Raw genomic sequence first — 13,794 nt, 5'->3', positions numbered from 1 at the left:
ATGGCGCGTATCACAAATCAAAAGTTTATTTATTACTGAAACGGGCGCATACTGCATCGCATCAAACGAATATTTATGGAGCTTCAAATGAGCGCAACGACCCTGAACACCTTTGCTGACACTGGCTACTTCGCCAACATTGCCAACGCCGCGCGTCAACTGATCGCCGCACTGTTCGCCGTGCAGCCGGCCGTGTCGCAGCGCAACAAAGAAGAAACCATTTGGTGGCTGAACCGCTTGGCCGCCGACAGCGAGCTGCATTCGCCCAACCTGGCTGCTGAGCTGCGCTACTTCGCTTCCCGCGGTTAATTGAATCTACCTCAAGGAGAAAACCATGCTGACCATCATCGAGAACCTGCCTGCCGCCATCGCCCTGTCCGGCCTGGTGCTGCGCCTCTACCTGGGCAACAAGCCAGAAAACAAGGCGGAATAAGCTGCACAGCGACTGAGCATATATGGCAAAAAGCCCCGGCACGCGCAAGCGGCCGGGGCTTTTTTAGTTGAGTCGGGAGTGGCGCATCCCGTACAGGAAGTAGGTCAGGATCGCCGCGCTCATCCAGATGACAAACACGGTGTAGGTCGTCATCGACAGCCCAAACATCAGATACAGGCAAGCCGCAATACTCAGGCCCGGCACAAGGTAAGGACCGCCCGGCACGCGGAAGCCCTTCACCGCCGACACGCCTTCCTTGCGGCGCATCACCGGCACCGCCAGCGACACCACGATGAAGGCGGTCAGCGTGCCCATGCTGACCATGTCCCACAGGAAGGTGGCGTCCACGAAGCCGGCCACCAGACCGACCACGATGCAGACGATCAGGGTGTTTTGCACCGGCGAGCCCGTGCGCGGGCTGACCTTCTGGAACGACTTCGAAATCAGGCCGTCCTTGGCGATGGCGTACAGGATGCGGGTCTGGCCGTAGATGGTCACCAGGGTCACGCTGAATACCGAGATCACCGCGCCCGCCGCCAGCACCAGCGCCGGCCAGGTCTGGCCGGTGACGTTTTGCAGGATCACGGCAAGGCCGGCTTCCTGGCCGGCGAACTTCGAGGCCGGCTGCGCGCCCATGGCGGCTACCGCCACCAGCATGTAGAACAAAGTCACGATGCCGAGCGCGGCCAGAATGCCGATCGGCACGTTGCGGGTCGGGTTGCGCACTTCTTCGCCGGCGGTGGCCACCGTGTCCAGGCCAATGAAGGAGAAGAACACGGTGGCCGCCGCCGCCGTCACGCCAGCCATGCCGGTGTAATGCACGCCGCCGTCCGGGCTGAAGAATGGATGGAAGTTGTTGATGTCAAACCCGCTGAAGGCAATCACCACGAAGAAGATCAGGATCGCCAGCTTGACCAGCACCATGATGGCATTGGTGGTGGCCGATTCCTTGGCGCCGCGCACCAGCAGCAGACAGCACAGGCAAACCAGGATGATCGGCGGCAGGTTGATGTGGCCGCCATGAATCTCGATGCCGTGCGCGGTGGAGACGATCATCGGCGAGCGCAGCAGCTCGGGGATGTGCCAGCCAAAGGCGTTGTTGAGGAAGTTGTTCAGATAATCCGACCAGCCGATGGCGGTGGCGCTGGCGGCCAGGCCGTATTCCAGCAGCAGACAGGCGGCCATGATGAAGGCCAGGAACTCGCCCACGGTGGCGTAGGCAAACGAATACGAGGAGCCGGAGGCGGGAATGCGGAACGACAGTTCGGCATAGCACAGCGCGGTCAGGCCGGCGGTAATCGCAGCGATCAGGAAGGACAGGATCACCGACGGGCCAGCCTTGGGTACGGCTTCGACCATGGTGAAGAAGATACCGGTGCCGATGGTGGCGCCGACGCCGATCATCGTCAGGGGAAACAGGCCTATGGAGCGGTGCAGACTGTTACTGCTGCCTGGAGCTTGTTCGGTGTTTTTATTGTCGACCGGCTTGGTACGGGTCAGTTTCTGGACCAGCGTTTGGTTCACAGGCAATCCTTGTGGGAGTCTATATTCAGGCAAAAACACAGCGATTATAGGGCCTACCGGTGCGCGGCCCCTACAGGTATTTTGTGCCAGAAATACAACCCCTTTCGCCCTGGCGTTACATGTGCTTACTTTTGATACAGCGGCATGTATAGATTGGAAACCGGGCGCAGGTTACTCTTGTGTTAAGTGTTACTCCAGAGCCAAGAAAGAGAGCCAGCCATGCCGATCAAAAAAATCCCGACCGTCTCCCGCCGCTTCCATCCCGCCGCCGTGACCGGCGCCGCCATGGTACTGGTCGGTCTGGCCATCACTGTGACTGCCCTGATCGTCCGCGCCTGATCCTGTAGCAAGCGGCAGCCAGACGCGCTGCCGCTTTTCCATCTCAAGCCAGGGCGTCGATGTTGGTGCCGAGCTTGTCGGCGCTGGTGGAGGCAGCGGCGGACTTGGCGGCTTGGGCCATGTCGTAGACCAGTTGCTCTTGCTGGGTGACGGTGCCGTCTTGGTTTTTGTCGGCGGCTTCGTAGGTTTTAGTCGAACTGCCGGCGCTGACCGTGCCGCCACCGCCCGCAGCGCGCGCAGCGCCGCCGCCTTGCGCGCCCTCTGCGCCGCCTTGCGGACGTGGGGGTTTGAAGTCGCCGCTCTTGATGGCCGATTCGAGGTCGTCTTTCGTGATCGAGCCGGTGCCTTCCTTGTCGATCGCCTCGTATTGCCTGGTCGCGTCGTCGGCCGAGACGCCTTTGGATTCCAGCCCTTTGACGAATTCGTCTTTGCTGACTTTGCCGTCGGTGTCGGCATCCATGTCTTTGAAGACTTTGGAGGCGAAACGCGCCGCGCCTTTCGATGGGTCAAAGGTGGCGGCGCTGGTGCTGCTGTTGGAAATGCTGCTGATTGCGGTCATGGCTCTTACTCCGTAGTTAAGGACAATGCTGCTCCTGTTAACGAACTAATCCATGTATCTATGACCCCGCAAAGTGTAAAGGCGGGTAAAGATCAGCCGACCCGCACCACCATCAGGCCGGCGCGCAACCCCACCCGCACATCGGGATTCGGGAACACCACCAGCTCCTCGGGGAACTGCACGGTGTAAATCGTGTCGCCATCGCGTGCGATCTCCTCACCTTGTTTCATGGCGGTGAAGTTGTGCGTCTCTTTGCCGAACGCCATCTGGAACTGGTCGCTCAACTTGATGATCTGGCGCGCGGTGTTGAAGATGTGCGGACGCTGCGTGCCCGCACGCTGGGGTGCGCCGCGCAGCAGATCGTCCAGCGCCTGCGACGCATCGGCGAATTGCGCCAGGTCGTTCTGCCCCAGCGTGCCGATGCGGCCCAGTTCTATCGTGGTGCCGGCCGCCGCGTGATGTTCGGCCGAGTAGTAGCTATACGTTCCCACCGAGGCCGGATTCATGATGATGGCGCCGATGCCCGCCAGTCCCAGCCAGTCGATCAGGGCGCCGCGCGGTTCATCGGGTATCAGCTCCGGCACGATGGCGAAGGTTGGATACACCGATGGACGGATGGCGGTGTGCAGGTCGAGGTGCCAGCGCAGCGGACCGGCGTCCCTGAAGAAGGCGGTGGTAGCCGCGATCATCACGTCGGCGCGCGCCGCTTCCGCCGTGCCCTCCAGCGTGCCGCGCTGTTCGCGGAACATGCGGTTCAGGTCCGCATCGATGAAGCGCTTCCCGGCGCGGATGGCGCCGATGTTGCCGACGCAGAGCATCAGGTCCACCGCCAGCGCGGAGGCCTGATGCGACAAGGCGTCCAGCAGATAGGCCACCACTTCGATCGGGCCGGTCTCGTCGCCGTGCACGCCGACCGAGATCAGCACCGCCGGCCGGGCGGCGCCACGCGCACCGGCGATGGCCGCACCGGCCTGCGCCACGCCGTCGGCGGCGCGGATCGTGATGATGCCGTCCGCCGGCTCCGCAACCGTGAAGCCGGCGGCCATGAAGCGCGGCGCGATGGCGCTGAAATCCGCTTCCGCGAGGGCTCGGACCGCAGGCGGCAACGCTGCTGGCAAATCGCTCATCGTGTTACGCCGCCAATGCCATGGTGCTGGCGTTGACCGCCTCCGACAAGGCCCACACATCCAGCATGGCCTGCTCCAGATCCGAGGCCGGCGCATAGCCCGACAAGCCCAGGGTGTTGGCGACGACTTCCACTGCCTCCACCGCCGAGTGATTGCCGGTCGCATGCTTCAGCACCTGCGACAGCAGGCGTTGCTGGGTGCGGCGCAGCGCGTTTTGCGCGTAGCTGCGCAGCTGTTCCTGCGAACGGCTGGTGGCCGGCAGTTTCAGGCCGCGTTCCAGCGTATCGATGCCAACTTGTGCGCGCAGCGCCAGGCCGACCTGCAGGAAGGCCGGCAAGTCCATGCCGGCAGGACGCTGCACCGACAGCGCCGCAAACACAAACGCCGCCACCGCCTCGATCGCATCGACCGCCATCCAGGCACGCACAAACTCCGGACGCAGGCCGGTGGTCAGCTCGGCTTCCGACTGGCCGCTGACAGGCGTCAGCTGCGCCAGCGTTTCCGGATTGGCGAACAGGCGCGTCAACTCGGCGACCCCGTTGCGCAGCTGATCGGCAGGCACCGACAGCGCGCCTTCAATGACGGCTTTTTGCAGCACGCGGGTGTGCGCATCGACCTTGATCGAGACCGCGCGCGGCACCTTCAGCGCATCCGCATCCAGTGCGTTGAACACCGGCGCCAGGTTCAGCGCCGACCATGCCTGGCCCCACGCCAGGATCACGTCCGCTTCATCCACGCCATGCTCGCCGGCCAGCTGGCGCAGCATCAGCGGACCGCAACGGTTGACCGATTCGTTGGCCAGCACGGTGGCCAGGATGGCGTTCGCCAGCGGGTGCGCCAGCGCTGGACGGGTGGCCACCAGCAGATCCGGGAAGTAGGGCTTGAGCACCGACTCGGCCCAGCTGTGGTCCGTCAGCGGCAACGCCGACAGGATGCGCTTGTAGCGGTTCTTGACGTTGGCGATCACCACCGCCAGTTCCGGCGTGGTCAGGCCGCGGCCGTCGGCCTTGCGGCGCGCCAGTTCAGCCACCGACGGCAACTGCTCCAGTTCACGCGACAGCGCGCCCTCTTCTTCCAGTGACGCGATCAGCGCGGCATAGCCATCCTGCACGGCGGCGTCGCCCTGCGCCTGCAGCTCGCGCACCAGCAGCTGCGTTTGCAGCGTGTTGTCGCGCAGGACCAGGCGTTCGATATCCTGCGTCATCTCGTTCAGGATGCGGTTGCGGTCTGCCTCGCTCAGCTGGCCGGCGTTCATTTCCACGTCCAGCCACATCTTCGCGTTCACTTCATGGTCCGAGCAGTCCACGCCGGCCGAGTTGTCGATCGCATCGGTGAAGATGCGGCCACCGGACAGCGCAAACTCGATACGGCCGGCCTGCGTCGCACCGAGGTTGCCGCCTTCGGTCACCACCTTGCAGCGCAGCTCGTTGCCGTTGACGCGGATGTTGTCGTTGGCGCGGTCCTTCACTTGCGCGTGGGTTTCGGTGGACGCCTTGATGTAGGTGCCGATGCCGCCGTTGTAGAACAGGTCCACAGGGGCCAGCAGGATGCGGTGCATCAGTTCTTCCGGCGTCAGCGCGGTTTCCTCGATATCCAGCACGGCCCGGATTTCCGGCGACAGTTCGATCGAGCGCGCGCTGCGCGGGAACACGCCGCCGCCTTTCGAGATCAGCTCCTTGTTGTAGTCGTCCCACGAGGAGCGCGGCAGCGCGAACATGCGCTCGCGCTCCTTGAACGATACTTCCATGTCCGGATTCGGATCGAGGAAGATGTGGCGGTGGTCGAAGGCGGCCACAATTTTCAATTTGCGCGACAACAGCGCGCCGTTGCCGAACACGTCGCCCGACATGTCGCCGACGCCAACCATGGTCACAGGCTGCGCGTGGATGTCGTGGTCCATTTCGTAGAAGTGGCGCTTGACCGCTTCAAACGCGCCCTTGGCGGTGATGCCCATCTTCTTGTGGTCGTAGCCGTTGGAGCCGCCCGACGCAAACGCGTCGCCCAGCCAGAAGCCGCGCTGCACGGCGATGCTGTTGGCGATGTCGGAGAAGGTGGCGGTGCCCTTGTCGGCCGCCACCACCAGGTACGGGTCGTTGCCGTCGTAGCAGACGGTGTCGGTTGGCGAAACGATCTTGCCCAGCACGCGGTTATCGGTCACTTCCAGCAGGCTGGAAATGAACAGGCGGTAGACTGCTTCGCCTTCCGCCGCGATGGTCTCGCGCACGGCGTCTTTCGGCATCTGCTTGCAGACAAAGCCGCCCTTGGCGCCGGCCGGCACGATAACGGCGTTCTTCACCATCTGCGCTTTCACCAGGCCCAGCACCTCGGTGCGGTAGTCTTCCATGCGGTCCGACCAGCGCAAGCCGCCGCGCGCGACCGGGCCGCCGCGCAGGTGCACGCCCTCGAAGCGGCGCGAGAACACGAAGATTTCGCGGAACGGACGCGGCTCCGGCACCAGCGACAGATTGCTGGTGTCGAATTTGAAAATGATCTTGTCGCCCTGCTGGTTGTTCTGGAAGTAGTTGGTGCGCAGGGTGGCGCCGATCAGGGTCGCCATGGCGCCCAGCACTGCTTCGCTGTCGGCGTGGTTGATGGCCGGCAGGCGGCTCTTGATGTCGGCCAGCTTGTCCAGCGAGGCGGCGCGCGTGGCGTCGTCCAGCGCTGGGTCGAAGCGCTGCAGGAAGGCGTCCACCAGTTCCTTGACCAGCGCCGGTTGCGTGCGCAGCGTTTCGGCCATGTAGCGCACCGAGAAGTTGGTGCCGGTCTGGCGCCAGTAGCTCATGTAGGCGCGCACCAGCTGCACTTCGCGCACACTCAGGCCGCCTTCGATCACCAGGCCATTCAGGCGGCCGTCTTCGGCTTCGTTGTTGAACAGGGCGGCGAACAGCTCTTCCGCCACCGGCACGATTTCGGCCTTGGCCAGCTTGGCCGCGCTGGCGGCATCCACCGCCAGGCTGGTGACGTAATGACGCTCGCCGTTCACGCGCAGCGAGTGGGCCTGCTCGCGGTCGATCGCCACGCCGGCGTTGTGCAGCGCCGGCAGGATGGTCGACAACGATGGCACGCGGTCCACCGAGTACAGGCGGATGGTGGTGTGGCCGTTGTCGGCGTCCACGCGCACGTTGACGCGCGCAGGGTCCGGGTTGCGCAGGATGGCGCCCAGGTCGTGGAAGGCGGCGGACGGCGTGGTGGCGGCGACGTAATCGGGCGGCAGCGTGGCGCACATCTTGCGCAGACTGGCGCGCAGCGGCACGTCGGCCACGGCGTCGGCCAGCACGGAGAACTGGTCATGCCAGCCGTCCAGCACCGACAACAGCGGCTGCTGGATGTCGGTTTCCAGGTCCAGCGGGTAGCGCGCGCCATGCGCGATCAGGTACACGCGCGCCAGCGGGCCGTCGGCCACCAGTGTCTGCGAGCTGACGTGGTGGGCGCCGGAGCTGGCCTGCAGCGCTTTCGCCAGCGCGGAAGCGACGCTTGCGCTGTAACGCTCGCGCGGCAGGTAGACCAGCACGTTCAGGTGGCGCGCGTAGACGTCGCGGCGGGCGAACACTTTGGCGCGCGGCTGCTTGTACAGCGAGACCACGGCGCCGCACACTTCGGCCAGCCATTCCGGCTCCGCTTCCAGCGCTTCGGTGCGCGGCAGCGATTCAAGGATCTCGACGAATTTCTCGGCGCGGAAGCCTTCCTGGCGCACGCCGGCGATGCTCAGCACGCGCGCCACGCGGCCGCGCGCGAACGGCAGGCGGTTCAGCGGGGTGGCAGTGGCGGCGCGGGTGAACAGGCCGACGAAGCAGTATTCACCGAGGATGGCGCCTTGGGCGTCGGTGTGGCGGATGCCGATGAAGTCCAGCTGCTGGTCGCGGTGCAGCGTGCCTTCCACGTCCGCCTTGACGATGGACAGGGTGTGGCCGCGCTTGGACAAGGTATCAAAGTCGCCCGGAATGTTGGCCAGGCAGGTGCCGTACACCGGATGCGAGGTGTCCTGCAGCACGCCGATGCGGCTGGGGATGTCGCGTTCCAGCTCGCGCACGCCAGGCTTGACGGCGTAGTAGGCGTAGCCGAACGGCTCGAAGCCTTCGGTCCGGGCCCACTCCAGGAAGGCGGCGACTTCCTTGCCTTCTTCGTTATGCGATGCGGCTTCGGCGCCGATGCGGCTGAAGTGCTCCAGCATGGCGGCACGGTCGCGGCGCACCACGGCGGCGTCGCGCGAGACCATCACAATGCGCTCGACCAGCACGCCCAGTTCGGCCTGCGGCAGATCTTCCGACAGCAGCACCAGCACATACGATTCCAGCTTGGCGCCGCTCGCGCCGACCGCGGTGACCACGCCGTCGGCGTTGCGGCTGACCGGCAGCACGGCATTCAGCACGCCGTTGGCGGTGACGCGCAGTTTGCGCATCGCCATCACGATCGAGTCCACCAGATACGGCATGTCGTCGTTGAGGATCAGCAGCGCGGTGGCCTTGCCGCCGCGGCCATCGTCGTAGCGCAGGGTGGCGATTTGCGCGCCACTGCCGCTGCGCCTGGAAGCTTGGGTGAAACCATCCCACAACACCGGGGCCAGACTATCGGGCGCGGTGCCCGCCAGGTCTTCGTCATCCAGGGAGCCGAGCCAGGCGCTGACCAGTGCAGCGACTTCGGTGGCGGGCTTGTTTGCGTTGACCAGATCCAGCGTTTGCTGACGCAGGTCTTGTGGCATTTGTTTCATCTTGCTTCTCCAAATACGTTATAGGTATCTTGTGTTGCAGAAGGCCGCGCCGGCTTGTGGCTGCGCTGCCTTAGTAGTCGTACAGTCCGGGGAGTCCGAGTATGTGGCTCAGCGCCTCCAGCGCATTATGCACTTCAATTGCCAGTTGCGGGTCCGCCAGATCGGCCGGCTCCAGGCGGTCACGGTAGTGTTTTTCCACCCACGCCACCAGCGTATGGTACAGCGTCTCGGTCATGACCACGCCCTGGTGCATGGCGGCCGCTTCGGCGTCGGTCAGGGCCACGCGCAAGCGCAGGCATGCAGGGCCGCCGCCGTTGCGCATCGACTGGCGCAGATCGAAGTGAATCAGTTCGTCGATCACGCTGCCGCCGGCCACCAGGTCTTGCAGATACGAGGCCACAGAAGCGACTTCCTGGCATTCGTGCGGAATCACCAGCGCCATCTTGCCATCGGCCTTGCTCAGCAGCTGGCTATTGAACAGATAGCTGGCAACCGCGTCGGCCACCGGCACCCTGGCGGTATCGACACGGATCGCGTTCAGGTCCGCGCCCACGCCGGCGAGTGCGCGGCGCAGCTGATCGAGCGCGCCTGCTTCGTCGGCGAATGCCTGCTCGTGGTAGAACAGGGCATTGGCGTTACCTACCGCGATCACGTCGTTATGGAACACGCCTTGATCGATGACGTCGGGATTCTGCTGGATGTAGACCGTGCGCCCGGCCGACAGGCCGTGCAGGCGCGCCACCGCTTGCGAGGCTTCCAGCGTCTGGCGTGCCGGGTACTTTTTCGGCGCCGAAGCGGAGGCATCAAACTCGGTGCGGCCGTAGACGAACATTTCGACGCCGGCGCTGCCGTGGTCCTTGCACAAACGGGTGTGGTTGGCCGCGCCTTCATCGCCAAAGGCCGGCGTGCCAGGCAGCGCGTCATGCACGGCAAAGTGCTGATCGTCCTTGAAGATGGCGCGCAGCGCGCGGGTCGACTGCGCGTGCTCAAAGGCACGGTGCAGTTTGTTGTTCAGATTGGCGGCAGTGAAGTGCAGGCGGCCGTCGGCGCTGTCGGGCGACGGGCTGACCGTCGCAGCATTCGCGGTCCACATCGGCGAGGCCGAATAGGCACACGCCAGAATCACCGGCGATTCCTTGGCCGCCTTGGCCAGCACCTCGGCATCGCTGCCGCTGAAGCCGACGCTGCGCAGCAGGCGGAAGTTGGGCCGGTCCTGCGGCGGCAGCAGCGCCTGGCCGAAGCCGCGCGCGGCCAGCGCGCGCATCTTGGCCAGGCCTTGCAGCGCGGCCAGTTTGGGATTGGATGCGCTTTTGACGTTGTTGAACGAGGCCACGTTACCGAACGACAGGCCGGCGTAGTTGTGCGATGGGCCAACCAGGCCGTCGAAATTGAATTCGCGTGCGGACATTGAAGCTACCTTTTAGAAGTGCATGCCCGGCGACAGCTTCGCAGGCATTTCGAGGACCGGGTTTTCAATCGATGCGACCGGATAGGCGCAGTAGTCGGCCGCGTAGTAGGCGCTGGGGCGGTGGTTGCCCGACTGGCCAACGCCGCCGAACGGCGCGCTGCTGGCGGCGCCGGTGGTCGGACGGTTCCAGTTGACGATGCCGGCGCGGGCGCGCACCTGGAAAATCTGCCACAGTTTTTCGTCGTTGGAGATCAGCGCCGAGGCCAGGCCGAAGGCGGTGTTGTTGGCGGCGTCGATGGCGGCGTCGAAGTCGGCCACGCGGATGATCTGCAGCAGAGGGCCGAACCACTCTTCGTCCGGAATGCCCTTGGCGTCGGTGACGTCGACGATGCCGGCCGAGACGAAGCCGGTGTTGGCGTCCAGGTGTTTCATCTCCAGCAGCAGCTTGCCGCCGCGCGCGACCATGTCGGCCTGCGCCTGCACCAGGCGCCTGGCGACGGCGGCCGACACCACCGGGCCCATGAACGGCGCCGGTTCGGCGTCGGCGGCGCCGATGGTCAGGCGGCTGGCGACGTCGATCAGACGCGCGACGATGGCGTCGCCGGCCGCGCCGGCCGGCAGGATCAGGCGGCGCGCGCAGGTGCAGCGCTGGCCGGCCGAGATGAAGGCCGACGAAACCGCCATGAACACGGCGGCGTCGATTTCCTTGGCGTCCCAGATGACGAGCGGGTTGTTGCCGCCCATTTCCAGCGCCAGCATCTTGCCCGGCTGGCCGCCGAATTGTTTGTGCAGCGCGGTGCCGGTCTGGCAGCTGCCGGTGAACAGCACGCCGTCCAGCAGCTTGCTCTGGCCCAGCGCGATGCCGGTGTCGCGGCCGCCGTTGACCAGATTGAGCACGCCGTAGGGCAGGCCGGCCTTCTCCCACAGCTGCACGGTCTTGATGGCGGTGCGCGGCGCGTATTCGCTGGGCTTGAACACCAGGGTGTTACCGGCGATCAGGGCCGGCACGATATGGCCGTTGGGCAGGTGGCCGGGGAAGTTGTAAGGACCGAACACGCCAAACACGCCGTGCGGACGGTGGCGCAGCACGGCTTCGCCATCGGCCACCTTGTTGTGGGTTTCGCCGGTGCGCGCATCGTAGGCCTGCACCGAGATGTCGATCTTGTTGGCCATGGTGGTGACTTCGGTGCGCGCCTCCCACAGCGGCTTGCCGACTTCTTCGGAGATCAGCAGCGCCAGCTCCTCGGCGTCCTGCTTGAGCAGATCGCGGAAGCGGGTGCAGACGGCGATGCGCTGCGCTAGCGGCGTCAGGGCCCAGGCGTCAAACGCGGCGCGGGCGGCGGTGGTGGCTTGCGCCACGTCCTGCGCGGTGGATTCCTTGCTGCTCCAGGTTTGCTTGCCGGTGGCCGGGTTGATGGTGACCAGTTCGGCGCCGCTGCCGTGCAGCCATTCGCCGTTGATGAAGTTACTGATGTTTGCCACTGAATTAGCCATTGTTCTTCCTCGGATTGAGAGTCAGGGTGCGCACGGTGTCGCCGGTGCGGCAGTGCAGGAGCTTCTGCTCCGCCTCCGGCAGGGCGATGGCGCCGTTGACCGGCACCGCCTGCGACAGGATCATGCGGAAGTCTTTCATGTTGGTGTTGGAGACCAGCATGGGCTCGGCCGCCGCGCTCTCCGGCGCGCAGGCGGAATCCCAGTCGGTGGTCAGGCCGATTTCGGCCAGCGCGCTGTCACGCATGGCGCGCAGTTCGGACACGCGCGCCTGCAGCACCGGGCCGGCGTCGAAGATGTCGACATAGCCTTCGAAGTACATGCCCTCCTGCTCCAGCAGGCGGCGCGCCGGCGCGGTGGAGGTGTGCACCTTGCCGATCACGTCCTGCGCGTCCTGCGGCAGGTAGTCGACGTACAGCGGCTGGCGCGGCATCAGTTCCGCAATGAAGGACTTCTTGCCGACTGCGGTGAGGGCATCGACGTGGTCGAAGTCCATCTTGAAGAAATGGCGGCCCAGCCCTTCGTAGAACGGCGAACGGCCGCTCTCCTCCTGGTAGCCGCGCATTTCCGCGATCAGCTTTTCGGTGAACAGGTGCGGGAACTGGGCGATGAACAGGAAGCGGCTCTTGGACAGCAGCTTGCCGTTGTTGCCGCTGCGGTAGTCGGGGTGCAGGAACAGCGAGCACAGTTCGGTGCTGCCGGTCAGGTCGTTCGACAGGTAGAGGGTGTCCATGCGGGTGAACACATTCAGCTCGCGGCTGGAGTGCACCAGGGTGCCGATGCGGTAGTTGTAGAACGGTTCGGTCAGGCCCACCGAGCCCTTGATGGCGCACACGCCGGCCAGGCGGCCGCTGTCGGTGTCCTCCATCACGAACATGTAGTCGCGCTGTTCGGGCGCGATGGTTTCGGCAAACGAGGCGACGGCGATGTTGAGGCGGTCGCCCATCATCTTCATGTCCGGCTTGAGCGTGGTCATGCCGCTGCCCACTTGCGTGGCCATGACGTACAGGGCGTCGAGGTCTTCGGCTTGGATTGCGCGTACAACTAGCATAGGTATTCTCGTTTTTATATTCTGACGCAGATGACGGTGTCGCCTTCGGCGACCTTGAGCGCTTCCTGCACCTCTGCGGACAGCGCCACGCTGAGTTGCGATTCCAGCGCCGGGCAATGGGTGATCACGGCGCGGAAGTCGTGCTCCGAGCCGGACGACACGGCGTAGCGCAGCTGCGGCTCGCGGCCGCGGTCCGGCTGCTCCACCGAGGTGGCAGCGCGGCGTTGCAGCGCGCCGGTGAAGGTGCGCAGCGAATTCTTGTGTGCCTGCAGGATCGGGCCGCCGTCGAAGATGTCGATGTAGTCGTCGGCTTCGAAGCCTTCGGCGGTCAGCAGATTGAACGCCAGTTCGCCCGAGGGATGGATCTGGCCCATGGCCGCCTGGGCGTCGCCCGGCAGCAGCGGCACGTAGACCGGGTAGTGCGGCATCAGCTCGACGATCAGGGTGCGGTTGCGGGCGCCGCCGATGGTGCGCTCGGCGTCGAGGAAATCCATCTTGAAGAATTTGCGGCCCAGCGCGTCCCAGAACGGCGAACCGCCTTCGCTGTCGGTCACGCCGGCCAGCGGCACGAAGAAGCGGTCCGAGAAGCGGTGCGGCGCCAGCACGGCAAACATCAGGCGCGCGCGCGACAGCAGCGCCGCTTCCGGCGTGCCGTGTTCGCGCTCACCGACGTAGAACGACGACAGCTGCGAGTAGCCGGTCAGTTCGGAGCACAGGGTCAGCGCGTGCACGCTGTGGCTGATGTTGAGGTCGCGCGAGACCTGCTGGATGACGTCGTTGCGGAAGGAGAAGTAGGTGCCGTTGGAGCCGGCCGCGGCAAACATGGCGGCGGTGCCGACGATGGCGCCGGTGGCGGGCGACTCCAGCACCAGCAGGTAGCCCTCTTCGCTCGGGATGTCGACGTGCGCGGCGAACGAGGCGATCGACAGTTCGACCATGGCGCGGATTTTCTCGCGCGTCTTGGGCAGGGTATGCACTCCCGGCATGGGCACCGCGGCCAGCGCTTCCAGGGCTGCAATATCCGCAAGTTCAACCGGACGGACTACATACATGAGAACTCCTTACTGTGAATGCATGCACGCCCGCGCGACAAGCCGGGCGCCAGAATGTCATTCCGGCGAAGGCCGGAATCCATGTTGCGTGCCCGGCTTCGG

At 65.0% G+C, this 13,794-nt stretch carries 9 protein-coding genes; 1 reads left to right on the top strand and 8 read right to left on the bottom strand.

The window, feature by feature from the left end; genetic code table 11:
* Positions 1–87 precede the first annotated feature (87 nt).
* Positions 88–309, top strand: a complete 222-nt coding sequence (locus ABDW57_RS00240; protein WP_343728197.1) for a hypothetical protein — start codon at positions 88–90, stop codon at positions 307–309.
* 187 nt (positions 310–496) lie between these two features.
* On the opposite strand, the gene ABDW57_RS00235 is transcribed toward ABDW57_RS00240, so the two are convergent.
* From ABDW57_RS00235 to ABDW57_RS00200, 8 genes are all read right to left on the bottom strand, one after another.
* A complete protein-coding gene (locus ABDW57_RS00235; protein WP_343728196.1) occupies positions 497–1,957 on the bottom strand; it encodes an amino acid permease in 1,461 nt (486 codons plus the stop codon).
* A 382-nt stretch (positions 1,958–2,339) separates the two neighbouring features.
* Positions 2,340–2,855: an EF-hand domain-containing protein gene (locus ABDW57_RS00230; protein WP_343728195.1), complete on the bottom strand. Its 516-nt coding sequence runs from the start codon at positions 2,853–2,855 to the stop codon at positions 2,340–2,342.
* A 92-nt stretch (positions 2,856–2,947) separates the two neighbouring features.
* Complete coding sequence (locus ABDW57_RS00225) at positions 2,948–3,982, bottom strand: succinylglutamate desuccinylase (protein ID WP_343728194.1); 1,035 nt, start codon at positions 3,980–3,982, stop codon at positions 2,948–2,950.
* Between the two features lie 4 nt (positions 3,983–3,986).
* A complete protein-coding gene (locus ABDW57_RS00220) occupies positions 3,987–8,690 on the bottom strand; it encodes an NAD-glutamate dehydrogenase domain-containing protein (RefSeq protein ID WP_343728193.1) in 4,704 nt (1,567 codons plus the stop codon).
* A gap of 70 nt (positions 8,691–8,760) precedes the next feature.
* Positions 8,761–10,098, bottom strand: coding sequence for an N-succinylarginine dihydrolase (astB, locus tag ABDW57_RS00215; protein WP_343728192.1), 1,338 nt, complete (start codon positions 10,096–10,098; stop codon positions 8,761–8,763).
* A gap of 12 nt (positions 10,099–10,110) precedes the next feature.
* A complete protein-coding gene (gene astD / locus ABDW57_RS00210; protein ID WP_343728191.1) occupies positions 10,111–11,592 on the bottom strand; it encodes a succinylglutamate-semialdehyde dehydrogenase in 1,482 nt (493 codons plus the stop codon).
* A complete protein-coding gene (gene astA / locus ABDW57_RS00205; RefSeq protein WP_343728190.1) occupies positions 11,585–12,640 on the bottom strand; it encodes an arginine N-succinyltransferase in 1,056 nt (351 codons plus the stop codon). Before astA ends, astD begins: the two co-directional genes overlap by 8 nt.
* 14 nt (positions 12,641–12,654) lie before the next feature.
* Positions 12,655–13,692: an arginine N-succinyltransferase gene (locus ABDW57_RS00200; RefSeq protein WP_343728189.1), complete on the bottom strand. Its 1,038-nt coding sequence runs from the start codon at positions 13,690–13,692 to the stop codon at positions 12,655–12,657.
* Positions 13,693–13,794 lie beyond the last annotated feature (102 nt).

The organism is Duganella sp. (genome assembly GCF_039595735.1).
Taxonomy (GTDB): domain Bacteria; phylum Pseudomonadota; class Gammaproteobacteria; order Burkholderiales; family Burkholderiaceae_D; genus Rugamonas.
This window is presented reverse-complemented; position numbering and strand designations above follow the sequence as displayed.